The 25,344-nt window shown below is 64.2% G+C and carries 27 protein-coding genes; 19 read left to right on the top strand and 8 right to left on the bottom strand.

What is annotated here, in order from left to right; all coding sequences use genetic code 11:
* Positions 1 to 744: a sulfate transporter family protein gene (locus tag ACSBOB_RS00440; protein ID WP_442580509.1), complete on the top strand. Its 744-nt coding sequence runs from the start codon at positions 1 to 3 to the stop codon at positions 742 to 744.
* Positions 745 to 803: 59 nt separating this feature from the next.
* Here the strand turns inward: ACSBOB_RS00440 and ACSBOB_RS00435 are convergent, their stop codons facing one another.
* The 3 genes from ACSBOB_RS00435 to ACSBOB_RS00425 form a co-directional block, all read right to left on the bottom strand.
* Positions 804 to 1,610, bottom strand: a complete 807-nt coding sequence (locus ACSBOB_RS00435; RefSeq protein WP_442580508.1) for an isocitrate lyase/PEP mutase family protein — start codon at positions 1,608 to 1,610, stop codon at positions 804 to 806.
* 139 nt (positions 1,611 to 1,749) lie between these two features.
* Positions 1,750 to 2,226 (bottom strand): dUTP diphosphatase, encoded by a 477-nt coding sequence (dut, locus tag ACSBOB_RS00430; protein ID WP_442580507.1) that lies wholly within the window; start codon positions 2,224 to 2,226, stop codon positions 1,750 to 1,752.
* A 52-nt stretch (positions 2,227 to 2,278) separates the two neighbouring features.
* The gene (locus ACSBOB_RS00425) at positions 2,279 to 2,749 is read right to left on the bottom strand and encodes an Lrp/AsnC family transcriptional regulator (protein ID WP_442580506.1); all 471 of its coding nucleotides are present in this window, start codon (positions 2,747 to 2,749) and stop codon (positions 2,279 to 2,281) included.
* A 119-nt stretch (positions 2,750 to 2,868) separates the two neighbouring features.
* Between ACSBOB_RS00425 and ACSBOB_RS00420 the strand changes: the two genes are divergently transcribed.
* Together ACSBOB_RS00420 and ACSBOB_RS00415 are read left to right on the top strand one after the other, a co-directional pair.
* Positions 2,869 to 3,090: a DUF6356 family protein gene (locus ACSBOB_RS00420; RefSeq protein WP_442580505.1), complete on the top strand. Its 222-nt coding sequence runs from the start codon at positions 2,869 to 2,871 to the stop codon at positions 3,088 to 3,090.
* A gap of 49 nt (positions 3,091 to 3,139) precedes the next feature.
* The gene (locus ACSBOB_RS00415; protein WP_442580504.1) at positions 3,140 to 3,943 is read left to right on the top strand and encodes a class II glutamine amidotransferase; all 804 of its coding nucleotides are present in this window, start codon (positions 3,140 to 3,142) and stop codon (positions 3,941 to 3,943) included.
* 4 nt (positions 3,944 to 3,947) lie between these two features.
* Here the strand turns inward: ACSBOB_RS00415 and ACSBOB_RS00410 are convergent, their stop codons facing one another.
* Positions 3,948 to 5,102, bottom strand: coding sequence for an alpha-hydroxy acid oxidase (locus ACSBOB_RS00410; protein WP_442580503.1), 1,155 nt, complete (start codon positions 5,100 to 5,102; stop codon positions 3,948 to 3,950).
* A gap of 185 nt (positions 5,103 to 5,287) precedes the next feature.
* On the opposite strand from ACSBOB_RS00410, the gene ACSBOB_RS00405 reads away from it, so the two are divergent.
* The 3 genes from ACSBOB_RS00405 to ACSBOB_RS00395 are packed head-to-tail and all read left to right on the top strand — an operon-like array spanning position 5,288 to position 6,680.
* Entirely contained in the window at positions 5,288 to 5,647 is a 360-nt protein-coding gene (locus tag ACSBOB_RS00405) for an ArsR/SmtB family transcription factor (protein ID WP_442580502.1), read from the top strand.
* On the top strand, positions 5,644 to 6,096 hold the full coding sequence (locus ACSBOB_RS00400) for an SRPBCC family protein (RefSeq protein ID WP_442580501.1): 453 nt from the start codon (positions 5,644 to 5,646) through the stop codon (positions 6,094 to 6,096). The genes ACSBOB_RS00405 and ACSBOB_RS00400 overlap by 4 nt, the downstream gene beginning before the upstream one ends.
* On the top strand, positions 6,093 to 6,680 hold the full coding sequence (locus ACSBOB_RS00395) for a glutathione S-transferase N-terminal domain-containing protein (RefSeq protein ID WP_442580500.1): 588 nt from the start codon (positions 6,093 to 6,095) through the stop codon (positions 6,678 to 6,680). The genes ACSBOB_RS00400 and ACSBOB_RS00395 overlap by 4 nt, the downstream gene beginning before the upstream one ends.
* Before the next feature lie 6 nt (positions 6,681 to 6,686).
* On the opposite strand, the gene ACSBOB_RS00390 is transcribed toward ACSBOB_RS00395, so the two are convergent.
* The gene (locus tag ACSBOB_RS00390; RefSeq protein ID WP_442580499.1) at positions 6,687 to 7,388 is read right to left on the bottom strand and encodes a methyltransferase family protein; all 702 of its coding nucleotides are present in this window, start codon (positions 7,386 to 7,388) and stop codon (positions 6,687 to 6,689) included.
* A gap of 163 nt (positions 7,389 to 7,551) precedes the next feature.
* On the opposite strand from ACSBOB_RS00390, the gene ACSBOB_RS00385 reads away from it, so the two are divergent.
* Positions 7,552 to 8,298 (top strand): pentapeptide repeat-containing protein, encoded by a 747-nt coding sequence (locus tag ACSBOB_RS00385; protein ID WP_442580498.1) that lies wholly within the window; start codon positions 7,552 to 7,554, stop codon positions 8,296 to 8,298.
* A 73-nt stretch (positions 8,299 to 8,371) separates the two neighbouring features.
* Positions 8,372 to 9,961, top strand: coding sequence for a peptide chain release factor 3 (locus tag ACSBOB_RS00380; RefSeq protein ID WP_442580497.1), 1,590 nt, complete (start codon positions 8,372 to 8,374; stop codon positions 9,959 to 9,961).
* 36 nt (positions 9,962 to 9,997) lie between these two features.
* Here the strand turns inward: ACSBOB_RS00380 and ACSBOB_RS00375 are convergent, their stop codons facing one another.
* On the bottom strand, positions 9,998 to 11,005 hold the full coding sequence (locus tag ACSBOB_RS00375; protein WP_442580496.1) for a M23 family metallopeptidase: 1,008 nt from the start codon (positions 11,003 to 11,005) through the stop codon (positions 9,998 to 10,000).
* Between the two features lie 285 nt (positions 11,006 to 11,290).
* Here ACSBOB_RS00375 and ACSBOB_RS00370 point away from each other — a divergent pair, with 285 nt between their 5' ends.
* Both ACSBOB_RS00370 and ACSBOB_RS00365 read left to right on the top strand, forming a co-directional pair.
* Positions 11,291 to 12,448 carry an iron-containing alcohol dehydrogenase gene (locus tag ACSBOB_RS00370; RefSeq protein WP_442580495.1) on the top strand — a complete coding sequence of 386 codons (1,158 nt, stop codon included), beginning with the start codon at positions 11,291 to 11,293 and terminating at the stop codon, positions 12,446 to 12,448.
* A gap of 126 nt (positions 12,449 to 12,574) precedes the next feature.
* On the top strand, positions 12,575 to 13,279 hold the full coding sequence (locus ACSBOB_RS00365) for a pyrimidine 5'-nucleotidase (protein ID WP_442580494.1): 705 nt from the start codon (positions 12,575 to 12,577) through the stop codon (positions 13,277 to 13,279).
* A 266-nt stretch (positions 13,280 to 13,545) separates the two neighbouring features.
* On the opposite strand, the gene ACSBOB_RS00360 is transcribed toward ACSBOB_RS00365, so the two are convergent.
* Complete coding sequence (locus ACSBOB_RS00360; RefSeq protein WP_442580493.1) at positions 13,546 to 14,388, bottom strand: LOG family protein; 843 nt, start codon at positions 14,386 to 14,388, stop codon at positions 13,546 to 13,548.
* 202 nt (positions 14,389 to 14,590) lie between these two features.
* On the opposite strand from ACSBOB_RS00360, the gene dapD reads away from it, so the two are divergent.
* The 7 genes from dapD (at position 14,591) to ACSBOB_RS00325 (ending at position 21,821) form a co-directional block, all read left to right on the top strand.
* Positions 14,591 to 15,445, top strand: coding sequence for a 2,3,4,5-tetrahydropyridine-2,6-dicarboxylate N-succinyltransferase (dapD, locus tag ACSBOB_RS00355; protein WP_442580492.1), 855 nt, complete (start codon positions 14,591 to 14,593; stop codon positions 15,443 to 15,445).
* 329 nt (positions 15,446 to 15,774) lie between these two features.
* On the top strand, positions 15,775 to 18,648 hold the full coding sequence (locus tag ACSBOB_RS00350) for an autotransporter domain-containing protein (RefSeq protein ID WP_442580491.1): 2,874 nt from the start codon (positions 15,775 to 15,777) through the stop codon (positions 18,646 to 18,648).
* Between the two features lie 74 nt (positions 18,649 to 18,722).
* Positions 18,723 to 19,649 carry a lipase family protein gene (locus ACSBOB_RS00345; protein WP_442580490.1) on the top strand — a complete coding sequence of 309 codons (927 nt, stop codon included), beginning with the start codon at positions 18,723 to 18,725 and terminating at the stop codon, positions 19,647 to 19,649.
* Positions 19,650 to 19,868: 219 nt separating this feature from the next.
* Positions 19,869 to 20,231, top strand: a complete 363-nt coding sequence (locus ACSBOB_RS00340; RefSeq protein ID WP_442580489.1) for a DUF805 domain-containing protein — start codon at positions 19,869 to 19,871, stop codon at positions 20,229 to 20,231.
* Positions 20,232 to 20,255: 24 nt separating this feature from the next.
* The gene (locus tag ACSBOB_RS00335; protein WP_442580488.1) at positions 20,256 to 20,969 is read left to right on the top strand and encodes a hypothetical protein; all 714 of its coding nucleotides are present in this window, start codon (positions 20,256 to 20,258) and stop codon (positions 20,967 to 20,969) included.
* 49 nt (positions 20,970 to 21,018) lie between these two features.
* Positions 21,019 to 21,306, top strand: coding sequence for a type II toxin-antitoxin system TacA family antitoxin (locus tag ACSBOB_RS00330; protein ID WP_442580487.1), 288 nt, complete (start codon positions 21,019 to 21,021; stop codon positions 21,304 to 21,306).
* 62 nt (positions 21,307 to 21,368) lie between these two features.
* Positions 21,369 to 21,821, top strand: a complete 453-nt coding sequence (locus ACSBOB_RS00325) for a GNAT family N-acetyltransferase (RefSeq protein ID WP_442580486.1) — start codon at positions 21,369 to 21,371, stop codon at positions 21,819 to 21,821.
* Between the two features lie 93 nt (positions 21,822 to 21,914).
* On the opposite strand, the gene ACSBOB_RS00320 is transcribed toward ACSBOB_RS00325, so the two are convergent.
* Positions 21,915 to 22,661 (bottom strand): IclR family transcriptional regulator, encoded by a 747-nt coding sequence (locus tag ACSBOB_RS00320; RefSeq protein ID WP_442580485.1) that lies wholly within the window; start codon positions 22,659 to 22,661, stop codon positions 21,915 to 21,917.
* A 314-nt stretch (positions 22,662 to 22,975) separates the two neighbouring features.
* Between ACSBOB_RS00320 and ACSBOB_RS00315 the strand changes: the two genes are divergently transcribed.
* On the top strand, positions 22,976 to 23,875 hold the full coding sequence (locus ACSBOB_RS00315) for a dihydrodipicolinate synthase family protein (protein WP_442580484.1): 900 nt from the start codon (positions 22,976 to 22,978) through the stop codon (positions 23,873 to 23,875).
* Between the two features lie 57 nt (positions 23,876 to 23,932).
* Positions 23,933 to 25,324, top strand: a complete 1,392-nt coding sequence (locus ACSBOB_RS00310; protein ID WP_442580483.1) for an ABC transporter substrate-binding protein — start codon at positions 23,933 to 23,935, stop codon at positions 25,322 to 25,324.
* Positions 25,325 to 25,344: the final 20 nt, after the last annotated feature.

Here is a 25,344-nt window from a genome sequence, read left to right as displayed (position 1 = left end):
ATGATCCTCGATAGCGCCCGCGCCGCCGCAGGCCACCTCTTCAGCGCGCCGTTCCGTGGCGTGTTCCTGAAGACACTGGGGCTGACGCTGCTTGCGCTGGTCGCGCTCTGGTTCGGGCTGAGCCAGATGTTCGAATGGCTCGCCTGGCCCTGGCTGGAGGCGCTGCTGCCCGGATTGCCGGGATGGGCCGGCTGGCTTGGCGTGATCGCAGCGATCGTCGCCGGCATCGGGCTGGCGCTGGGGCTGGCGTTGCTGATCGCGCCCGTGACGGCAGTTGTCGCCGGCTTCTTCCTCGACGATGTCGCCGACCTTGTCGAGCGTACCGAATATCCCTCCGACCCGCCGGGCCGGCCTGTGCCGGTACTGACCAGCCTTGCTTTGTCGCTGAAATTCCTCGGCATCGTCATCATCGGCAATCTGCTGGCGCTTCTGCTGCTCCTGGTGCCGGGGGTCAACATCGCCGCGTTCTTTGTCGTCAACGGCTACCTGATCGGCCGCGAGTTCTTCGAATTCGCGGCGATGCGCTTCCAGCCTGAAGCCGACGCCAAGGCACTGAGACGCCGCAACGCCGGCACGGTGTTTCTCGCGGGATTGGTGATCGCGGCGTTCATGGCGGTCCCGTTGCTCAACCTTCTGTCGTCCCTCTTCGCCTGCGCCATGATGGTGCACCTTCACAAGGCAGTGGCGGCGCGGGAGGCTGCCGTCAGCGCCGGGCGGCGGGGGCTCCGGCAAGCCACCGGTTGAAAGATCGACGCGATCAGCCGGCGCATCGCTGGTGGACGCACAGCCTGTGTACGCTCGGCTCAGCTTCGCCCAGCGAAGAGCGTCTCGAGTTCGGCGAAAGACATGCCGTCCCGTGAAAATTCAAACGACCCTTTTTCCAGCATTTCGTATGCGGCGCGTCTGACTGCTCCGAAGGCGTAACTGGTCAGCTTCGATCCGAGCGAGATGCGCTTTACGCCGGCGTCGGCCAGAGCCGCCACGGTCAGCCCGGGCACCGCAAGAAAATTGACCGGACGGGGCACGGCTGCGCAAATGGTCCGCACGGTCTCGATGCCCGATATGCCCGGCGCATAGACGACGTTCGCACCGGCTGCGGCGAAGGCCTGCAGCCGCCTGATGGTGTCGTCGAGGTCGTTACGACCCCAGAGGAAATTCTCCGCCCGCGCCGTGAACACGAAGCCATGCTTGACCGCCCGCGCAGCCTCTGCCGCGGCGGCGACGCGCTCGACGGCAAGCGAGAACTCGTAGATCGGGTCGTCTGGGTCACCCGTATGATCCTCGATCGAACAGCCGGCCAGCCCTGCCGCTTCGGCCGCGAAGATCGTCTCGGCCGCGCTGTCGGGGCTGTCGCCCTTGCCCTTTGCGAGGTCGGCGTTCACCGGCAGCGAGACCGAGCCGACGATGTCCCGGCAGTGGGCGATCATCGCCTCGAAGCCGACCGCGCCATCGACCAGGCCGCGTGAGAAGGCGAAGCCAGCGCTTGTCGTCGCCAGCGCCTTGAAGCCGAGCAATTCCAGCAGCTTCGCCGTGCCGGGATCCCACGGATTTGGCATCACGAAGGCACCGGCCACCCGGTGGAGATCCTGAAAAATTCTGCCCTTGTCCATGATCGCACCCGTCGAACCGGAAATTGATCCGCCGGCCAATCCTAACGCCTGTCGGCCAGGCGGCAAAGCGGGATCAACGGAAGGAAGCGTGGCCCGGTCGATTCAGACAGGCGGTTCGTTCATGGAAGACGCCGGGGGCTCAAGCCGTCCCCGTCGAACCGAAGCCGCCTGCGCCGCGCTGCGTTTCCCCGGCCAGGCTGCGCTCCTCGATCCCGGCGCGGACGACGGGCGCGATGACCAACTGGGCGATGCGCATGCCGCGCGTCACGGTGAAATCGCCGTCGCCGAGATTGACTAGCAGAACCTTCACCTCGCCGCGGTAATCCCAGTCGATGGTGCCCGGGGTGTTGAGGCAGGTGATGCCGTGCTTGAACGCCAGGCCGGACCGCGGCCGCACCTGGCCCTCGAACCCTTCGGGAATCTCCAGGACCAGGCCGGTCGGCACCAGCGCGCGCTTGCCCGGCAGGATGAGGACCGGCCGGTCGTCGGCGACGGCGGCGCGCAGGTCCAGGCCCGCCGCGCCGGCGGTCTCGTAGGCCGGCAGATCGAGGCCATGCGCATGCGGCAGGCGGACGACACCGACGAGCGGCGCAGGATGAGATGGCGATGCGGTCATGAGCGCGATCTATCGGCCCGGTGTGGCCGGCGTCAATTGCCGCCAGCGGCGTTCACCGAATTTCCACCGGCACGACGGTGGTCTCGCGAATCTCCTCCATGACGAAGGACGCCGAGACGTCGGACAACGGCACTTTCGCGATAAGCCGCTGGTAGAGGCGGTCATAGGCCTTCACGTCGGCCACGCGCGCCCTCAGCACATAATCGAGGTCGCCCGACATGCGATAGACGCCGGTAATCTCCGGCAGGCTGGTCACGGCGGCCCGGAAACGCGCCAGCCATTCGGGATCGTGGTTCGAGGTGCGCACCATGATGAACACCGACAGGCCGAGGCCGAGCTTCTCCGCATCGACCAGCGCGACGCGGCCGGTGATCACGCCGGCCTCCTCCATCTGGCGGATGCGGCGCCAGCAGGCATTGCGCGACAGGTTTACGCGCGCGGAAACGTCGTCGACGGAAAGCATCGCGTTGCGCTGCAGCTCGGCGAGGATACGGCGGTCGATTGCGTCGAGTTCGGCGATCATTTTGGGATGATCGTCCCAATGCCGGGTCGTTGCAAGGGACGGATTGGGATAAAATCTCATGGAGACAGGGTAAAATCGGGACAATCGAACAATCGAACAATACCGAGGGAACTTCAGCCATGACCACCCGCATCGCCAGACTGTTCGTCGACCACCCGGCCTCGGTGGACGAGACCTATCTCGGCCATATGGCCTTCGCCGCGTGGTTCTCGTCGAAACTGTTCATGGCAGCCGGCGCCGCTCTCATTCATGCTTTCTTACCCTTCCTTTTCGAAACTACGGCAAGCCGAATCATCCGCGAGCTGTACGAGCGGACGAACAACAGGCGCGCCAAGGCTTGAACTGCACAGGACCTTGGCGATCCCGGAGATGCGGGAAGGACGCTGAACCATGTGCCGCTGGGCGGCCTATATCGGGCCGGAACTGTTTCTCGAGGACATCGTCACCGCGCCCTGCCATTCGCTGATCGCGCAGAGCCACAATGCGCTGGAGGCCAAGACGCCGACCAATGGCGACGGCTTCGGCATCGCCTGGTACGGCGAGCGCGAAGAACCCGGCCTCTACCGCGACATCCTTCCTGCCTGGTCCGATCCCAATCTGAAGAGCCTGTGCCGACAGATCCGCTCCGGCCTGTTTCTTGCGCATGTGCGCGCCTCGACCGGCGGTTCGACCAGCCGCGCCAATTGCCATCCCTTCGCGGTCGGGCGCTGGTCCTTCATGCACAACGGCCAGATTGGCGGCTTCGAGCGGCTGAGGCGCCATCTGGAGGCCAGTCTTTCCGACTCGGCCTATGAGCGGATAGACGGCACGACCGATTCGGAGCTGTTCTTCCTGCTGATGCTCGAGGAGGGTCTCGACACCGAGCCGCAAAGGGCCGCCGAGCGGGCCGCCATGCGGGTGATCGACGTGGCGCGCGCCGCCGGCATCGAGCCGCATCTGCGCCTCACCGCAGCCTTCAGCGACGGCGCCGCGCTGCACGCCGTGCGCTACGCAACCGACGCCTTCGCGCCGACGCTCTACATGGCGGAGTTCCGCAAATCCGGCGGGCGTTGCATCGTGTCGGAGCCGTTCGACCGGGAGAACCCGAACTGGCAGGCGATCCCGCCATCGAGTTTCGTGACCATAACCGACGCTGCCGTCAGCATCCGCCCGTTTGCGCCTGCCGGGCCGGCAAGGCTGGCGCTGGCCGTCTGACCAGCTATTCGGTTTTCGCGGCAGGCTTGTAAAGCAGTTCCGGCCCGGCGTCGGTGACGAGGCGCTTGCCGCACAGCGCCAGCGTCACGTCGAGCTCCTTGCGGATGATGCTGAGCGCCAGCGTCACGCCATCCTTGCCGCCGGCCCCTAGGCCGTAGAGGAAAGGCCGGCCGATATGGGTGCCCCTCGCGCCGAGGCAGAGCGCCTTCAGCACGTCCTGACCGGAGCGGATGCCGCCGTCGACATGCACCTCGATCCTGTCGCCGACCGCCTCGACGATTTCCGGCAGCGCGGCGATGGTCGACGGCGCGCCGTCGAGCTGGCGGCCGCCATGATTGGAGACGATGATCGCGTCGGCGCCCGACTGAGCGGCAATGCGGGCGTCCTCCGGGTCGAGAATGCCTTTCAGGATCAGCTTGCCGCCCCAGCGCTGCTTGATCCATTCGACATCCTTCCACGACAGTTGCGGGTCGAACTGCTCGGCCGTCCACGACGACAGCGAAGACATGTCGCCGACACCCTTGGCGTGGCCGACGATGTTACCGAAGGTGCGCCGCTTCGTGCCCAGCATGGCAAGACACCAGCGCGGTCGGATCGCCATGTCGAGCATGTTGAGCAAGGTCAGTTTCGGCGGCGCCGACAGCCCGTTGCGGATGTCCTTGTGGCGCTGGCCCAGAATCTGCAAGTCCAGCGTCAGCACCAAAGCTGAGCACTTCGCCGCCTTGGCGCGGTCGATAAGGTTCAGCACAAAATCCTTGTCGCGCATGACGTAGAGCTGGAACCAGAACGGCTTTTTCGTCACCGAGGCCACGTCCTCGATCGAGCAGATGCTCATGGTCGACAGCGTGAAGGGAACGCCGAATTCTTCCGCTGCGCGCGCCGCCAGCATCTCGCCGTCGGCGTGCTGCATGCCGGTCAGCCCGGTCGGCGCCAGCGCCACCGGCATCGACACCTTTTCGCCGATCATCGTCGATTCCAGCGAGCGGTTGGTCATGTCGACCAGCACGCGCTGACGGAATTTTATCTTGGCGAAATCCTCTTCGTTGGCGCGGTAGGTGCTCTCCGTCCAGGCGCCGGAATCGGCGTAGTCGAAGAACATGCGCGGCACCCGGCGGCGGGCGACTTCCTTGAGATCGGCTATGTCGAGCGACGGCTTCATCGGCAGGCCTTGAGCATTCGGATTTCGGACGGCGTTCCCTGCAAAGCGGGCGGCGACCGACGTAGCGCTCTTCGCCCGGGAAGTCGATGCCGGAGTATCGGACCAGGCGGCCGACCGCCGAGGCTTGACACAAGGTGTCGTGCGATGTATTTAACCATTAGGATAAATAACCAACCGGTTCAATAATGGCCGCCGACCACCTGAGCACTACCTTGCAGGCTCTCGCCGACCCGACCCGGCGGGCGATTCTGGCGCGGCTGGCGCTCGGCGAGGCGACGGTGACTGAACTGGCTGAGCCGTTCGACATGAGCTTTCCCGCGGTTTCCAAGCATCTGAAAGTGCTGGAGCGCGCCGGGCTGGTCGAGCAGGGCCGTGAAGCGCAGTTCAGGCCGCGGCGCCTGCGGCCCGAGCCTCTGCGCGACCTCGCCGGCTGGCTGGAGAATTATCGGCGCTTCTGGGACGAAAGTTTTGACCGGCTCGACGCCTATCTGAAGGAGCTTCAGCAAGCGGACGCGGCCAATGGCGGAAAGGGAGAAAAGAAATGAACGTTCATGCTGAAACCCGCCCCGAACTGACGATCCGGCGCAGTTTTGACGCGCCGCGCGATCTCGTATTCCAGTGCTGGACCGACCCGGAGCGGCTGAACCGCTGGTGCTGCCCGAAAGGCTTTACGCTGCCCTTCTCTGAGGGCGACATCCGCCCCGGCGGCTCCTTCAAAACGTGTATGCGCGCGCCTGATGGCACCGACCATTGGCTTTCAGGCACCTACCGGGAGATCGCGCCGCCGGAACGGCTGGTGTTCTCGCACCGCTGGCTCAACGACAAGGGCGAGCACGAGCACGAAACCGTCGTCACCATCACGCTGAGGGAACAGGACGGCAAGACGCTGCTTACCCTTCACCAGGCCTTCTTCCTGTCTGAAGCCTCGCGCGATGGCCATCGCGAAGGCTGGACCGAAACCCTCGACAACCTTGCGGAGTATCTTGCGAAATGAAACTCTATCACGCCCCGGGCTCCTGCAGTCAGGCGCCGCACATCGCGCTCAACGAGGCCGGCCTTTCCTTCGACCGCATCAAGGTCGATATCCCCACCCGCACCACCGAAATCGGCGGCGACTTCACCGAAATCAATCCGAAGGGCTATGTGCCGGCGCTGGTGCTGGACGACGGCGAGGTGCTGACCGAGAACGTCGCGATCATCGCCTGGATCGCCGAGCAGGCGCCGCACCTGATCCCCTCCGGCACGCTAGGCCGCATCCGCATGATCGAGGCGCTCGGTTTCATGACCGAGGAGCTTCACAAGCCTTTCCTCACCTACATGTTCCTGCCGGGGGACGAGATGAAGGCGATCAACCGGCGGGTGCTTGGCGAGCGTTTCGACTATCTCGCCGGCCAATTGAAGGGCGCCTACCTGTTCGGCGATGCTTTCAGCGCGGCTGACGCCTTTCTTTTCGTCATGGTGAGCTGGGGTCGCGGTTTCTTCGATGTGAAACCGCCGGCGGCGCTCGAAGCGTATCACGCACGCGTGGCTGCGCGGTCCGCGGTGCAGGCGACGCTCAAGGCCGAAGGATTCGCCTGAGCGCTGCTACCAGACGCCCGGCAGCAGCCGATAGCGGGTTTTTGCCGCGAAATCGCTGTAGCCGGGCAGTTGCCGGCGCAGCGTCTCGTCTTCCCAGGCCGTGCGCAGCACCAGCAACGCCGTTGTTGCCGCGGCCGGGACCAGCGCCACGAGCGAACCCAGCGACAGCGCGATGCCGAAGAACATGGCGATCGCCCCGACATATCCCGGGTGCCGGACATAGACATATGGCCCGGTGTCGATCACGCGATGCCCGCGCTCGCTCTGGATGCGGACGCCGGGTTCGAAGAAGCGGTTGACCACCTGCGCAGAGGTGACCAGGGCAATGCCGGCGAGGATCAGGGCATAGCCGAGCGTCACCGCCCATGGCGGCGCCGGCAGCCAATGAAAGCGGCCGGCGTCCAAGCCCGCGACAGGCAGGATCGCCACCAGAAGCGGCAGGAACACCGCGAGCAGCATCCGATCCCACGCTTTCGTGCCTTCCTGCACCCGGCTGCGGGCGGCGAAGATGACCGGGTTGACCCGCCAGAGAACCAGGCCGGCAACCACCGTCGCCGCGATGAACACCGCGAGGAAAAGCCAGCCCGGCGCCCAGCGCAGCGTGCCGGCCGGCCAGAAGACAAGCACCGCCATCACCAGTGGAATGCTCACCGAATAGGCCGCCCATTGCAGTGGCGTCAGCGGTTTCGGATCGTGGAATTCGCCCATGCGGCCGTTCCTCGATTACCTTGTCATTGTGAAGTAGAGCGATCGGTTTGGGTTGACAGGCCACCGGACATGGACACGAAAGCGTCATCTTCCTCACGGAAGGCCTTCGGTATATTACCCGCACAAGGGTTTTCGCGCGTCGCGGGTCTCGGAGAGGTTGGATATGTCAAAGAGTCTGGCGGGACGCGTCTTGCGGCGAGCCGTGAAAAACACCGGCGGCCTCGCCGTCGCGGCGGCCATAGGCGCCGGGTTTTGTTCCGCTCTGCTCCTGCCCTCCGAGGCTCAGGCCGCAAGCTGCAAGTCGGAGCCGGCGCCCTCGATCGACTGGCAGGACTGTAACAAGGCCAGCCTCGTGCTGCAGGAAAGCCAACTCGAAAGCGCCAATCTGTTCAGCACGGATTTCAGCTACACCGACCTGCGCAATTCGAACCTCTCCGGCGCGAATTTCGAAAAGGCCACGCTGATCCGTTCCTCGCTCGCCGGCTCCAAGGCCGAAAAGGCGAATTTCACGCGTGTCGAAGGCTACCGCACGGTGTTCTCGCAGATTTCGGCGCCGGGCGCTTCCTTCAACAGCGCCGAGTTGCAGCGCGCTGATTTCACCGGCGCCGACCTGACCGGCGCGGACTTCGAGAAGGCCGAACTCGGCCGTGCCAATTTCACCGATGCGACGATAACGGGCGTTGGTTTCCCGATGGCCAATCTGGCCCGCGCCCAGTTGCATCAGGCGAAGTTCGAAGGGCCGCTCGCCTTCGACGGCGCCTTCCTCTTCCTTACCCATATCGAGGGCATGGACTTGAGCCAGGCGACCGGCCTGCAGCAGTGGCAGATAGACCAGGCTTGCGGCGACCAGAACACCAAATTGCCGGCGGATTTGAAGGCGCCGGCCAACTGGCCCTGCGCCAGCAACTGATCTTCCCTGTCTTTCCGTTCGACACCCGGTTTTTGCGCGGTTATAAGCCGCCGCATCCAACGGATTCCTCGACATGACCGAGACGATTGAACAGGCGGTGGCGCGCCGCCGTACCTTCGCGATCATCGCCCACCCGGACGCCGGCAAGACGACGCTCACCGAAAAGCTGTTGCTGTTCGGCGGCGCCATCCAGCTTGCCGGCGAGGTGAAGGCCAAGAAGGACCGCATGAACACGCGTTCCGACTGGATGAAGATCGAGCGCGAGCGCGGCATTTCGGTCGTCACCTCGGTGATGACCTTCGAATATGGCGACAACGTCTTCAACCTCCTCGATACGCCCGGCCACGAGGATTTTGCGGACGACACGTATCGCACACTCTCGGCCGTCGACTCGGCGGTGATGGTTATCGACGCCGCCAAAGGCATTGAGCCGCGGACGCTGAAACTATTCGAGGTATGCCGGCTGCGCGACATCCCGATCGTCACCTTCGTCAACAAGATGGACCGCGAGGCGCGCGACACGTTCGAGATCCTCGACGAGATCGAGCAGAAGCTGGCGCTCGACACCGCGCCGATCACCTGGCCGATCGGCCAGGGCAAGACCTTTGCCGGCACCTACCATCTCGCCGAAAACGCCGTGCGCCGCAGCGACACGGAAACCGAGCGTACCAAGGTCAACGGCCCGGATTCCAACCGGGTCGCCGGGCTGCTGCCCGACAACGACCGCGAAACCTTCATCGAGGAACTGAACCTGGCGCGCGAGGCCTGCCGTCCGTTCGATCTCGCCGCGTTCCGTGAGGGCCATTTGACGCCGGTCTATTTCGGCTCGGCGCTGCGCAATTTTGGCGTGCGCGACCTGATCGAAGGGCTCGGCGCCTTTGCGCCGCCGCCGCGCGACCAGGAGGCCGATATCAGGACCATCCACGCCACCGAGCCGGAGATGAGCGCCTTCGTCTTCAAGATCCAGGCCAACATGGATCCCAACCACCGCGACCGCATAGCCTTCGTGCGGGTGTGTTCCGGCACGCTGGAACGCGGCATGAAGGCGAAACTGGTTCGCACCGGCAAGCCGATGAGCCTGTCGGCGCCGCAGTTCTTCTTCGCCCGCAGCCGCATCACCGCCGACGAAGCCTATGCCGGCGACGTGGTCGGCATCCCCAACCACGGTACGTTGCGCATCGGCGACACGCTGACCGAGGGCGAAAACATCATTTTCCGCGGCGTGCCGAACTTTGCGCCGGAAATCCTGCGCCGCGTCCGGCTCGGCGATGCCATGAAAGCAAAAAAGCTGAAGGAAGCTTTGCAGCAGATGGCCGAGGAAGGCGTCGTGCAGCTTTTCCAGCCCGAGGACGGCTCGCCGGCGATCGTCGGCGTGGTCGGCGCGCTGCAGCTCGACGTGCTGAAGGAGCGGCTCGCCTTCGAATATTCGCTGCCGGTCGATTTCGAGATGTCGCGCTTTTCCGTCTGCCGCTGGATTTCGGCCGCCGACCGGACAGAGGTGCAGCGTTTCATCGACGTGCATCGCGGCGACATTGCCCGCGACCTCGACGGCGACCCGGTGTTCCTGGCCCAGCACGGCTTTTCGCTGAACTACGAGGCCGAGCGCTGGAAGGCGATCAAATTCGACGCGATCAAGGATTATCAGGTGCGCGAGGCGGCGTAGGTTGCTCTTAGGAAGGTCCGGCGCAGCCCGGCCAAATCATTCGACGGTAAAATCCTGGCTCTGTTGAAGCACCGGCGTCATGTTCTCCAGCACCTTGATCGTCATTTCGTAGCGCCCTGGTTTCGGGCTGCCGCGCTTGCCGGTGAAGGACGAATAGGCCGCCTTGCTGCGGTCGAGCGCTTCCGACATCGTTTCGGCAAAGATATCGCCGTTGGGACCGACGATGGAAATGTAGATGCGGTCGCCCCGGCGCAGGTTGACGAACCAGCCCCAGCCGACCAGATTGGCGGAGCCGGCGGTGGCGGCCGGCGGCGCACCGTCGGCTACCAGCGCGTCGTAGTCGACAGGACCGCCAGCCAGCCCCAGGCCGAGCAGTTTGGGGCCGCCCTTGCCCAGCGCCTCGGCTATTCCCGGTTCGAACAGCGGCGTGGCCGAAGCGCCGTCCTTCAGACAGCCCTCGGACAGCGGCCGGCCGGTCATCGGATCGAGGGGCTTGCCATCTTTGCGGACCGTCAGATGGACATGTGGAAATGCCGCCATGCCGGAGGCGCCGATCTCGCCCAGCTTGTCGCCGCGCTTGACCTGGTCGCCCTTCTTCACGACCACGCTGCCCTGCCGCATATGGCAGTACTGGGTCTGCATGCCGTTGCCGTGGTCGAGCAGCACGCCGTTGCCGCAGTCGATGCCGGCGACGGCCGCGGCATCCGATTCCGTCTCCACGAGGCGGTCCGGCACGCCATCGCGAAGGCCGTTGACCACGCCATCGGCGACGGCAGTCACCGCGACACCGCGCCGGACATCGGCCATTGAGCGGATGCGCAGGTCGATGCCGTCATGCCCGTCATAAGTGGCTGTGCCGCAAAACGAATCGGACACGCCCTCGCCCGGCAGCGTGTCCACAAAGTTCTGGAGGAAGCAGTCCTTGCCGGGAGCGCATTGCGCCGGCATTCCGAGTTCCTGCGCAAGCGAGCCGGACGGCGAAGCCAACGCAGCAAGCATCGCAAGCGCAAGGTTTCGGATCGTTGTAAGGGAAGCGACGATCATGCTCGACCTTTCCTGCTTCGCACCGTTCCGACGCGCATGATGCGGCCGGCACTCCTCGCCTCGACCCGTTGCCAGTGAAACGCCGGGAACGACCGCGGTCAAGGCGGGCGTTGGCAGGAATGACCCTGCACATGGCTGCTGGCGCAAGCAGCGGTACATTTCATTTGCCGATGCCTGTGCTATGCCGCGTCCTTGCGTTGGCGGCTCGGGTGAGGTTGCTTGCCGGCCCTGGCGAGGCGCCTCTAAGCTGCGGACGCGCCGACGGTTGTTTGCACGGAGATCGACATGCCTCCCTTCACCTTCAACACGGTCGGCAGCATCGTCTTCGGCGAAGGCGCGGTCTCGCGCATCGGCGCGTTGGCGGCCGGGCGGAACTGGCGCAAAACGCTGCTCGTCACCGATCCCGGCCTGGCGCGGATCGGCCTGGTCGACGCGCCGGTCAAGGCCCTGGAGGCGACCGGCGTCGCCGTGGCGGTGTTTTCGGACGTGCAGGCCGATCCGCCGGAAAGCGTCGTCCTGGCGGCGGCGGAACTGGCGGTGAGCTTCGGCGCCGATGCGGTGATCGGGCTTGGTGGAGGTTCGTCGCTGGACGTCGCCAAGCTCGCGGCGCTGCTGGCCGGAGGGCAGGAAAAGCTGAAGGAAATCTATGGCATAGGCAATGCCAAGGGGCCGCGCCTGCCGCTGATGCTGGTGCCGACCACCGCCGGCACGGGCTCGGAAGTGACGCCGATCTCGATCGTCACCACTGGCGCCAGCGAGAAGATGGGCGTCGTCTCGCCAGTGCTGCTGCCGGATGTCGCCTTGCTCGATCCGGAGTTGACATTCGGTCTGCCGGCGGCGGTGACGGCGGCCACCGGCATCGATGCGATGGTGCACGCCATCGAGGCGCATGCCTCGGCCGGCGCCAACAACAATCCCGTCTCGCAGGCGCTGGCGCGCGAGGCTTTGCGGCTGATGGGAGGTGCGCTCGAGCGCGCGGTGAACGACGGATCGGACCGCGGGGCACGGGCCGACATGCTGCTCGGATCGATGCTGGCGGGGCAGGCTTTCGCCAATTCGCCGGTGGCGGCGGTGCACGCGCTGGCCTATCCGATCGGCGGGCATTTCCATGTCCCGCACGGGCTGTCGAATGCGCTCGTGCTGCCGCATGTGCTTCATTTCAATGCAGAAAAGGCCGGCGATCTCTATGCCGGGATCGCACCGATCGTGTTTCCCGAACTGGCTGACATGGCCGTCGAGGAGAGGGGTTTCGCCTTTGCCGAAAGCCTCGCGCAACTGTCGCGACGGTGCGGGCTGCAGGCGCGGCTGCGCGATGTCGGCATCCCGGAAGATGCGATCGACCTGCTCGCCAGCGATGCCATGAAGCAGACGCGGCTGCTGGTGAACAATCCGCGGCCCCTTGCGCTGGAAGACGCCCGCGCCATCTACCGGGCGGCGTGGTAGAGATCGTCGGAAGCAAGCGCCCAGCGTAGTACCAGGGCCGAAGACCGGTCGTTGCATGGACGTTGGCCGAATGAGTAATAGATTGAAAAACAATAGAAAAGCGGCAAAACCGTTCCAAGGAAAACCATGACCGACCTGCCCGATCCCGCTCGCTTTGCACATGTCAAGGACTGGGTGTTCGACCTCGACAACACGCTCTATCCGCACCACACGAACCTGTTCTCGCAGATCGACGTGAAGATGACCGGGTATGTCTCGGAACTGCTGACGCTGCCGCGCGAGGAAGCCCGCAAACTGCAGAAAGAGCTTTATCTTCAATACGGTACGACGCTTGCCGGGCTGATGGCGCGGCACCAGATCGATTCCGACGACTTCCTCCAGAAGGTCCACGACATAGACTATTCGTGGCTGGCGCCGGACCCCGCCCTCGGCGAGGCGATCAAGGCCCTGCCGGGCCGCAAATTCATCTTCACCAACGGCAATCGCGGCCATGCCGAGCGGACAGCGCAACAGCTTGGAATCCTTGATCATTTCGACGATATTTTTGACATCGTCGCCGCCGGGCTGACGCCGAAGCCAGCGCAGGGCACCTATGACCGGTTCGTCGAATTGCACAAGATCGTGGGGTCGGATGCGGCGATGTTCGAAGATCTGGGGCGCAACCTGGTGGTGCCGAAGGCGCTGGGCATGACCACCGTGCTGATCGTGCCGCGCAACTTCGAGCCGACCTTTTCGGAGATATGGGAGAAGGATCCGGCCTTCGACGACGCGGTCGACTACGTGACCGACGATCTCGTCGGCTTCCTGACCAAGGCGATGGCAAGCACCTGATTTTACACGACAAGTTTTTTGGAGCGGATTGCAGGCGCGGTGCGTGAAGCTCGGAATAATTCTTTATATCAAGGGTTTATCGATACATGGACGGCACGTAGCGCTGAATCGCTTGACGGGAGGCCCCAAAACCGGGGTTTGCCGTTCACGCGCGACGCGTTTTGCCGTGCCGGCTGTCGTGATCGCGTTCATTCCCGGCGTCGGCCTTTCCCGATCCCGCGCGCCAACCCTTCCGACCTCCGGCGGGCACGCAAAATGCCGGTCCGTTAGCGCAGATCGTAGAACCGGGCGATGATGCCCCACGCGTCTTCGGCGGTGTCGACGAAATCGATGATGTCCTGGTCGCCGGGCGAGATGGTTCCCTGCTCGGCGAGATAGTCGAGGTCGACGGCGCGCTTCCAGAACTCGGTGCCGAACAGGATGATCGGCACGCGCTCCATGCGGCCGGTCTGGATCAGAGTCAACGTTTCGAAGAACTCGTCGAGCGTGCCGAAGCCGCCGGGGAACACCGCCACCGCCTTGGCGCGCATGACGAAGTGCATCTTGCGGATCGCGAAATAGTGGAAGTTGAAGCAGAGTTCCGGGGTGACGTAGGGGTTGGGCGCCTGCTCGTGAGGGAGCACGATGTTGAGCCCGATCGACGGCGCGCCGACGTCGTCGGCACCGCGGTTGCCCGCCTCCATGACGCCCGGCCCGCCGCCGGTGACCACAACGAACTCGCGATAATAGGAAAGCGCCGACTGCTGCGAGCAGAGCCGCGCGAATTTTCGCGCCTCGTCGTAATAGATGCTGTTCTTCAGCAGGTTCCGCTTCTGCGTCTCGTTCTTGGCCGCCCAGGCCTCGCCGCCCGGTTCCGGCAGGCGGGCGCCGCCGAACAGGATGACGGTGGAACGGATGCCGCGCTCGGCCAGCGTCATTTCCGGCTTCAGCAATTCGAGCTGCAGGCGCACGGCGCGCAGTTCGCGTCTTGTCATGAAGTCCTCGTCGGCCCAGGCCAGCTTGTAGGTCGGCGCGCGGGTCTGCGGCGTGTCGGGCACGACCTTCGCGCGCTCCAGATCCTCATCGGCGTGGGAAAGCGGCGTCCAGCCGGTGGGTTCGTTCGAATTCATCACAGTTCCAATTCTATCACGTCCGCCAGGTGCAAGCGCGATTGACCCGATTTATCGCGTGAAATAGGGTCCGCCCGCCCAAGAGTCCTGTGGACTCCCCGAGCCCGATCCACAAGCCGCCACGCAGCGACGGCTTTTGATTCGGGCTCTTGCGGGCAGAATGGAAGCCCCAGCCTTAACATCTGATATAGCGGAGCATTAGATGGCCAGACCAGACCTGACGAGCCTCGAAAAGACCATCGAAGACGCTTTCGAGGCGCGCGAGGGCATTTCCACCGCCACCCGCGGCGCGGTGCGCGAGGCGGTCGAGGAAGCGCTGGTGCTGCTCGACCATGGCGAGGCGCGTGTCGCCGAGCGCCAGGCGGACGGCCAGTGGAAGGTGAACCAGTGGCTGAAGAAGGCCGTGCTCCTGTCCTTCCGGCTGAACGCGATGGAGGTGATCTCCGGCGGTCCGGGCAAGGCGGTCTGGTGGGACAAGGTGCCATCGAAATTCGACGGCTGGAGCGGCGTCGATTTCGAGAAGGCGGGCTTTCGCGCCGTGCCGTCGGCCGTGGTCCGCCGCTCGGCCTACGTCGCGCCCGGCGTCGTGCTGATGCCGTCCTTCGTCAATCTCGGCGCCTATGTCGACAGCGGCACCATGGTGGACACCTGGGCGACGGTCGGCTCCTGCGCGCAGATCGGCAAGAACGTGCATCTCAGCGGCGGCGTCGGCATCGGCGGCGTGCTGGAGCCCTTGCAGGCCGGCCCGACGATCATCGAGGACAATTGTTTCATCGGCGCCCGTTCGGAAGTCGTCGAGGGCTGCATCGTGCGCGAGGGCGCCGTGCTCGGCATGGGCGTGTTCATCGGCAAGTCGACAAAAATCGTCGACCGCGCCACCGGCGAGATCTTTTACGGCGAGGTTCCCGCCAATTCGGTCGTCGTCGCCGGCACGCTGCCCGGAAAACCCTTCCCCAACGGCGAGCCCGGCCCGAGCCTCTATTGCGCCGTCATCGTCAAGCGGGTGGACGAGAGGACGCGGTCGAAGACGTCGATCAATGAGTTGCTGAGGGATTGAGGGCTCGCCGGAAGGCCCAGGCCTTCCGGCTTCGGTCGTCTGCCTGTCACCCTTTTCAGCCGTCGGCCGCCCACAAGACGATCGGCACGCGCGTCGGACTGGCTCGGCTGCGTCCTGAAGGCGGACGCTCAGGGGCGCGTGGAACGGCTCATTTTCGTAGAGGGTGGCAGCCGGTTCAGGGCCTGCCGAAGAGTGGCCAAAGCGTCAGCGTCCGCAGTGACTTAACGAGCTGTTCAGTATTATTCCGTTGGGGCATGGTCTGGCGAATCAACTGCATATAGCCTGACATGCACGGACCCGAATCGGGGATCCGCCCGGGGAGCCTCATCATGAAAATCCGACCTCGCTCGCGCGTCGCACCTCGCACACGCGCGGGGGAATTCATAACCGTGTGTCTGGGCGCGTCGGCCTTTGCCACCGCGGTTCATGCGCAGACCTCCTACGAGACCCTGAACTTCGGCACGTCCAGCACCTTCCTGACCGGCATTCGCGGCGACAACATCGTCGGCAACTATGTCATCCCCGGCACGACCGATACCGGCGGTATCTACTACAATCTGGCGACGAAGGCGTGGTCGCCACTGCCGGTGGCCACCGAGAACGGCGCCAACTTTCCCGGAGCCATCGGGTCGTCGCCCTACGGTCCGAATTTTGGCACGCCGTCGGGTGTCATGCGCGTCGTCGGCAGCTACCAGACCGAGGCTTCGGCACCTTACGACCTCAGCTATCTCTATGACGGCGCCGCGGCACCAGGTCAGCAGATCACCAATCTCGTCTATCCCAGCGAGAACGGCGCCGAGACCTTGTTCACCATCGCCCACAGCACCTTTGGCCATCAGGTTGTCGGCAACTACGACACCGATCTGGCGACCGGAAACGCCTTCATCTACGACATCAACACCGGAACCTACACGACCAACAATATTCCCGGCGCCATCAGCACGACCGTTTACGGCATCTATGGCGACAAGATCGCCGGCGGCTATGCCGAGGCGCGGATCGGCGGCGGCCTTGGGCCGGAACACGGCTATATCTACGACCTGACCACCGGAACCCATCGGACCTACGACCATCCCGGTGCGATCGCCACCCATTTCGAGGGCATCACCAGCGCCGGCCGCTCCGGCGAGTACAATATGGTCGCCAACTGGATTTCGGCCGACGGCGCGGTGCATCCGGCGGTCATGCATGTCAACGCGCTCGGCATCGCGACCTGGTACGAAATCGACATACCGGGCGAGGTCGTCTCGTCCAATTCGGCCTATGGCGACAAGGTCGTCGGCATCTATGTCGCCGATGGCAAGACCAACGGTTATGTCGCCACCATTGAAGGCATCTATAACCCGATTCGCAACACCGGCACGCTCACGTCCGGCGCGGACAACGACGCCGCGCTCTCCGGGCTCAAGGGCGACGACATCGTCAACAGCGGCACCGTCGAGGTTACCGGCCAGGCCGGCGTGGGCATTCGCGGCGAAACCTATGGCGTGCTGACCAATTCCGGCACCGTCACGGCCAGCGGGCTGGTCGGTGCGGCGGTGGAGATGCACGGGCTCTACGGCACGTTGCTGAATTCCGGAACCTTGCGCGCCGCAACCGCCGTCGCCGATGCCTTGCGCACCGGTCCCGATAGCTACGGCAGCATAATCGTGAACACCGGCATCATCGACGGCCGGATAGCGGCGACAGCGGGACCGGAGAAGCGCTTCGAGAACAGCGGCTGGATCGGCGTCACCGGCACCGGCGTGCCGATCAAGAGCCTCATCAGCGGCACTTTCGTGCAGACCTCTGCAGGCACCATGGCCGTTCGGATGACCGACGACGGCAATGATGCATTGGAGGTGACGGGCACGGCGCGACTGGCGGGCACGCTGGCGGCCAATTTCCAGACCACGGACCTCCAAAAGACCTACACCATCCTTGCCGCAACGCAGGAAATCACCGGTACGTTCGGCACGCTGACCACTGCCGGACTGCCGGCGCTGTTCGCCACCTCGCTCGGCTATACGCCGACCGCGGTCACGCTGAATGTCGCGTCAGGGCTGGCGCAATTGCCCGGCACCACCTCCAACCAGAGTGCGGTCGGCGGCGCCATCGACGGCATCATCAACACGACCACCGGCAACGAACTGGCCGAACTGCCAACGGCGCTCAGCCCGCTCTATGGGCTGCAAGCGAACCAGTTGCCGGGCGCGCTCAGCGCCCTGTCGGGCGAAGGCTACGCCAGCGAACAGTCGGTGCTGATCGGCGACAGCCTTTACGGCCGTCAGGCGATCCTCGCCCGCCTGCGCCAGGGCGCCTATGCCGGAAGCGCCGGCCCCGTCGGCTCGCTTGCCCAGGGCGGGCCAGCGCTGGCTCCCGCCGTTGACGCCGCTCCCTCCACCGGCACGATATGGGGACAGGCCTTTGGCGGCTGGACGGATCTGGACGGCAATGGCGCATCGAGCGTTAGCCAGAGCATCGGCGGGATCATTACCGGCGGCGATCTGCGGGTCGACAACTGGCTGGTCGGCGGAGCCATCGGCTATTCCCAGTCCAACGCCGATATCGACGATCTGGGATCCTCGTTCCAGGCGGACAGCCTGTCGCTGGCGCTCTATGGCGGCACCAGTGCCGGCCCGTGGAATCTGCGTCTCGGCGCGAGCTACGCCTTCAGCAAGGTCGATGCCGACAGAAGGATCGCCTATCCCGGCTATTCGGAGCGTGCGCAGGCGGACTACGATGCCGGCACAGCGCAGGCGTTTGCCGAAGTCGGTTACGGCTTCGCGGTCCAATCCGTGGCGATCGAACCCTTCGCCGGCCTGGCCTGGGTCAATCTGCATACCGACGACATCAATGAGAGCGGCGCATCCGCCGGCCTGGCGGGATCGTCGACGTCGTCGAATGTCGGCTACAGTTCGCTTGGAATTCGCGCGGCAACCACCATGCCGGTCGGCAGCATGGTACTGCAGCCACATGCTTCGATCGCCTGGCAGGCGGCATTCGGCGACACCTCGCCCGAAGCCCGACTTGCCTTCATCAGCGCTCCGTCCGCGAATTTCACCGTCTCGGGCGTGCCGATCGCCGAGAACACGGCGCTCGTCGAGCTCGGCGCCGACCTGCTCGTCAGCCCGCAAGCGCGCATCGGGCTGTCCTATCTTGGCCAGTTCGCCGACGACACCAGCCAGAACGCGGTCCAGGCGAACCTCAGCTGGCGCTTCTGACGGCGGCTTGTCGGCACTGGCCATAGGGTGAGTTGATGGCGTCGGCAGCCTGGGGTCGAGAGGATATGTCGTTGATGATCCGGCGTCTCGGCACCCTGGCGATGGTTCTGGCCTGCGTCGCACTGTCGGCCTGCGTCAGCGCATCGTCGCTGGGCCTAGCGACGCTCGGCTCGTCGATTTCCGCCCAAAAGGTCGATTTCGTGGAAATATACGGATATGCCGACAGGGCGAAGCTCGCCTATGCAGACGAGGCGACAATTCGAACACACTACCCCAAGACACTGGGTGTTCGTTCGCCGGGCAATTCGGACATACAGTATTTTATCGAGCAGGACGACAAGCTCAAGATCCAGTTCATCACTATACGCGGTACGGCGAACAAAAAGAACCTCCTTGAAGACCTGGAGATCAGGATACTGGCGGATCTTCAGATCGACATTCCGGTCGATTCCGGTTTTGACAAGTCGACGAAGGCGATATTCGCCGACGTCAAGCCATACCTGAAGAAGAACTACAAGACCTATGTGTCCGGGCATTCGCTTGGAGGGGCGGTCGCGGTGCTCCTGGCTGTCTATCTGATAAAGGATGGCTACCAGGTGGAGAGGATCGTCACTTTCGGCCAGCCCAAATTCACGACGACGGCCGGCGTGGAGCGGATCGGGACCATCCCGCTGATCCGCGTCGTCGATGAAAACGACATGATTCCAATGTTGCCACCGGTGACGTCCTTCAGGCGGAACGACAAATACGAACATGTCGGCCCGGAGGTCGTCCTGCTCGACGGCACGCGTTATTCCTATCTGTCCAGTCACGACGCCGGCCGCATCTCCATCGGGGAATTGTGGCGTTCGATGCGATTCGCCGATCTCGCCGATCACCACATGGACAACTACCTGAACCGGCTTTCCGCGAAGCGGGACGCGGCGGTCGAGGTTCCCTACGATCAGCGGGAGAAATACGTATCCGCGAAGGCTGCAAATGCCACCGGGGCGTCTCCGTGAGAACCGCCGGACATCGGGTTTCAAGACCATCCTGAGCCGAAAGCGCACTCGGCCCGCAACAGATGTCCGGAGGATCGCTGCCAAGTGCCTGCTCTCTTTGACGCATGGCGCGCTTCTCGGCCGCACTAGCGTGCGGCAGTTTTTCTCCCTGGGGCCTGGCGCCTTCCGATCCGGCGCGGGAGGTGATAGGCGTGGCCCGCCAGATTGGGAGCGTATCGTTTGCAGGGCCGACCGACATTGCCGTGGCTGTTCTTCAGTTTTTCCGGAAGGCTCGGCCGGCAGCCTTATGCGCTGGGGGGCTTGTTCTGCTATCTGGCGCGGCTGTTTCCGGTCTACCGGATCATCATCGCGCCCGACGAGGCGACCGTGGCCTATTGGGGCAGCATCTTCCTGCTAACGGCGCTCGGCTCGTTCGTCGTGCTGATCCCGCTGACGGTGAAGCGCCTGCAGGATTTCGGCAAGCCTGCGCCGCTGGCGTTCCTGTGCATCCTGCTGGACATATTGATGTACCTGCCGCTCTGCTTCATCCCGAGCGATCCGGGCCCGAACCGTTTCGGCGCGGCCACCAACCAGCCGAAATAGGATCGAGGGGGAGAGGATCGGGAAATGTCGTACCGTTCGCTCGACCCCCAGCTGATCATCGACACCGCCCAGCGGCTGGAGACGCGCATCGCCGATCGGTTTCCGGACTCCGGCCTGCGCAAGGTGAGCCAGGAACTGGTGTCGCTGGCGCGCGACATAAGGCAGGCCGCGGCCGAACTGGAAAAGCCGATCCTGTGGCTGCGCGTCGTCGTCGGGCTGGTCATCGCCGCCGGCGCCTGCATGTTCCTGTTCGTCGGCACGATCCTGCCGTTCGACCGGTTTTCCAGCGGCGGCGACGTGGTCGAATCGGTGCAGGGCATCGAGGCGTCGCTGAACACCGTCATCCTCGCCGGCCTCGGCCTGCTGGCGCTGGTGCGCGCCGAGGTGACCATCAAGCGGCAGCGCGTCTTCCATGAGGTGCATGCGCTGCGCTCGCTGATCCATGTCATCGACATGCACCAGTTGACGAAGGATCCCGCCGCGCTGTCGTCGAGCTTCAAGCCGGCGCCGCATTCGCCGGTGCGCACGATGAGCCGGGGCGACCTGCTGCGCTACCTCGACTATTGCTCGGAGATGCTGTCGATCACCGGCAAGCTGGCAGCGCTGTTCGCGCAGTCGGTCAATGACGAGGTGGTGATCGAGGCGGTCAACGACGTCGAGAACCTCGGCTCCAACCTGTCGCGAAAGATCTGGCAGAAGATCACCATGCTCGACGCCGAGAGCGGACGGGCGGGGTAAGATAATCGGCTCCTTGAATTGTACGGGAGAACGCCGTACATTTTGTACCATGTCTTCTTCCCAGTCACGGACTGCCCGACTTGAAGCGCGCATCACGCCGGAGATGCTGACGGTGGTGAAGCGCGCGGCCGAGATCCAGGGCCGGAGCGTCAGCGATTTTGTCGTCGCCGCGGCCCAGGACGCGGCTTTGCGCACGATCGAGGATACTTCCATCGTCCGTGTGTCGGTCGAAGATCAACGGCGCATCATGGACGCTCTGCTGGAGCCGCCGGACCCGAACGAAGCGCTCCGGAAAGCGGCCGAGGCCTACAGAGAACTTGTCGTCGCTTCCCGGTGAGCCTGGCACTCGTCATCGAGCCGCTGAGCGCGTCACACGACCGGCAGGTGTTTTCATGCGGCGTGCCGGCACTCGACCGATATCTCCGCGAGCAGGCCGGACAAGACATCAAGCGAAGGATCGGAAACTGCTTTGTTGCCGTGGATCGCGACACGGGAACGGTCGCCGCCTACTACACCCTGTCGGCGTCCAGCATACCGCTCGACGCGCTGCCCCCGGCCGAAACGAAAAAACTGCCGCGTTATCCGGTGCTGCCGGCAACGCTGATCGCGCGGCTGGCCGTCGACGCCGCCTATCAGGCACGGCGCGTCGGATCGGCGCTGCTCATCGATGCGATACGTCGAAGCGCCGACGCCGCGCCGGCGGCGTTCACCCTGCTGGTGGATGCAAAAGACGAGCAGGCCGCTGCATTCTATCGCCGGCACGGCTTCATCCCGCTTGAAAGCCGTCGAATGTCCCTGTTTTTGCCGATAGCCACGGGGCTGAAGCTTTTCGAGCAACCGCCCCGAACCTGAAGTCCACGATGGACTCTACCATCCGTCTCCATGGGTCAGCCGCAGGCCGGGCTCGGGCCGTCCCACCGCCAGCAGTTCGCCGGCTCGGGACGTTCAGACGCGCGCGGCGGTGAGCCGGAAGCCAAGCTGGATGGACAAGGCGTCCGCATGCTTGATGACCAGCGGGGCGATGCGCTTCAGCCGCTCGTCCGGCAGCCGCTTGAAGGTGCTCGAAACGCTGATGGCGGCAATGACGCTGCCGCTGGCGTTGCGGATCGGCGCGCCGACGCAGCGCACATGCGGCTCCATCTCGCCATTGTCGACGGAGTAGCCGCGCTCGCGGATCTCGCGCAGTTCCGCCCGCAACTTGTCCGGGTCGGTGAGCGTGTTGCGCGTGTAGGCCTGAAGGCCCATGTCGATCGTGCGCTGGATAACCGCATCCGACTGGAACGCGAGGGCGGCCTTGCCGACGCTGGTGCAGTAGCAGGGCGAGGCTTCCATGACGGTGGTCTGGTTGTTGCGGCCCGAGCGGCCGCCGGCCGAATGCGACACGAAGACCATGCGGATGCCGTCGAAGACGCACAGATGGACGCCGTCCTGCGCGGCCTGCGTCAAGGACTCGACGATGGGGCGGGCCTCCTTGTGGAGGTCCATGCTGGAAAGCACGATGTTGCCGAGCTGGAACAGGTTCATGCCCAGCCGGTATTCCTCCCGCGCGTGATCCTGATCGAGGAAGCCGATCTCGCGCAGTGACAGGCACCAGCGATGCGCGGTGCTGCGCGGCATGTCGGTCCGCGCCGCGATCTCCGAGACCGTCAGGCCACGGTCGAAGATCGAGAAACATTCGAGGATGCGTTTCATCTTCTGCGCGGACGTCTCCGCTTCGGCGCTTGCCTTCCTTGAGGCGGGGAGTTCCGTATCCACCATTTCGTTCCCGCGTTGGTATGCCGCAGCCTCGGTGGCTGACTGTCATTGAATCCACATATATGGGATTATCCAGTGAAAAAAAAGGGTCAAAAAACTTTTGCTAATCCCATATATCGGGACAGAAATTTATGCTGCAATGCAATATATCGATATTAAACAGATAGATAGTCATTTTTGACAAACGGCGATTTGCCCTCTAATAGGCCCATATATCAGGATTGCAGATCGGCATACGGAGTTCTCATAAAATGACCACGACCTTGAAGGGGATAATCCCCGCGCTCGTCACGCCGTTCGACGGTGACGGCAACATCGACGAGAAGCGGTTTCGCGCCCACGTCCAGTTCATCCTCGGCAAGAAGGTGCATGGCGTCTGCCTCGGCGGCTCGACGGGCGAGGGCTTCACGATGGAGACCGACGAGCTGCGCCAGCTCACCGCCGCCACGGTCGAGGAAGTCGACGGCAAGGTTCCGGTCGTCGCCGGCATCATCTCGAACAGCACCCGCGATGTGGTGAAAAAGGCGAAGGCGCTGGCAGGTCTCAATGTCGCCGCGCTGCAGGTCACCCCCACCTTCTATGTCTTCGACTACGGCGAACAGGCGATGTTCGACTACTTCAAGCGCATCTGGGAAGAGGTCGGCACGCCGCTGGTCATCTACAACGTCATTCCTTGGAACCTGCTCAGCACAGACCTCGTGCTTCGCCTGCTGGAGGAGATCCCCGGCATCATCGGCATCAAGCAGAGCCAGGGCAACATCAGGCGCGCCGCCGAGCTCGTCATCCGCGCCCCCAAGGGCAAGGCGATCCTCGCCGCGATCGACGATCTGCTCTATCCGTGCTTCATGATGGGCGCGCAGGGCACGCTCGCTGCGTCGCCGACTGCCGCGCCGGGGCCTTGCGTGGCGCTGTGGGACGCCGTCCAGAACAACGACCACGATCTCGCCCTCAAGATCCACAACAGGCTCGTGCCGTTCTGGAACCTGATGGGCCACGAGAACCTGCCGGCGCTGGTCAAGTACTGCCTTGAAGTGCAGGGCGACCATGTCGGCCTCGCTCCCCGCCATCCGATGCCGCCGGCCTCGGAAGAGCAGAAGAAGATCATCCGGCCCGCTCTCGAAGCCCTGCTGGAATTCGATCCCAGCCGCTGAAATCGCAGCCTGTCCCTTAGCCAGACGCCAGCAGGCGTACAATTCCGGGAGGAAACCATGTCTGACCATACCAAGGCGGCGAATGCCGCCTCCCTGACCGTCGGTGCAGCAAGACTGCATCGCCGGCATCTGCTTCAGGCCTTTGCTGCCGTATCGGCGGGCGCGGCCTTCGGCCTCCGCTCGCCGGCGGTCCTCGCGCAGACCAAGAAATTCGACGGTGTCACGCTGCGCGGCGCCTGCTTCCAGCACGTCTTCCATGAAAACGTGAAGGCCTACCTGCCGGAGTTCGAGGCAGCGACAGGCATGAAGGTCGAGATCGATCTCCAGGCGTTCCCGGTCTACAACCAGCGCATGGACCTCGAGCTTTCCACGCAGGGTTCGAGCTACGATTTCATCAACATCACCTTCCCCTATTCCGGCCGCTGGGTCGGCGCCGGCTGGGTCTCGCCGCTCAACGAGTTCATGGACGATCGCAACCAGACGCCGGAAGACTGGAATCCCGACGATTTCGTCAGCGGCACGCAGACCCCATACAAGGGCGTCGACGGCAACACCTACGGCTTCGCCTGGGAAGCCGGCGCGATGATGATGGGCATGGCCCGTTACGACATCCTTGAAAAGGCCGGGCTGAAGATTCCCGAGACGCTCGACGAACTGGCCGCGGTCTGCGCCGCGACGCATGGCCAGGATGGTGTCTCGGCCTTCGTCAACGACAAGCTGCATCACTGGAACTTCCCTCCCTACCTGATGAACATGGGCGGCAAGGTGTTCCGCGGGGCGCCTGACGACCTGATGCCGACGCTGGATACGCCCGAGGCGGCCAAGGCGGCGCAGTATTATGCCGACCTGCTCAGCAAGTATTCCCCGCAGGGCGTCCTGTCGTTCACCGACGACCAGGCGATGCGCAACCAGTTCGAAGGCCGCGCCAACATCCGCACCAACGCCATGGCCTGGGTCCTGCCGCTGGCCAAGTCGCCGGACTCGAAGGTCAAGGAGACCACCCGTTTCGGCATGATCCCGAGCGGCCCCGGCGGCAGTTTTCCGGGTTCCAACGCCAATGGCTACGGTATTCCCGTCGGTGCCCAGCAGAAGGAAGCCGCCTGGGCGTTCATCCAGTGGGCGACGTCGAAGGAGACCTTCCGCCGCATCGCGCTGGAGCGCGGCGGCCTGGCGGTTCCGCGCCGCTCGATCATCGACGATCCGGAATACCGCGCCGCTCTCAACATCAACGGCCAGGATGTCGCGGCTCTCTACCTGCAGATCCTCGAGCGCGCGGGCGACGGCGGCTACATGAAGTATCGCACCGTGCCGGTGTTCCCGCAGGTCGGCGACAAGATCAACAAGGCGATCGAGCGCATCGCGACCGGCCAGCAGGAGGCGGCGGCGTCGATGGCCGCTGCCCAGAGCGAAGCCGTCGACGACCTGCGCAAGGCGGGCGTGAAGCTTTGACGTCGCATCCTCCCAGGGCG

The organism is Mesorhizobium sp. KACC 23794 (assembly GCF_052180275.1).
Classification (GTDB): Bacteria; Pseudomonadota; Alphaproteobacteria; order Rhizobiales; family Rhizobiaceae; genus Kumtagia.
This window is presented reverse-complemented; position numbering and strand designations above follow the sequence as displayed.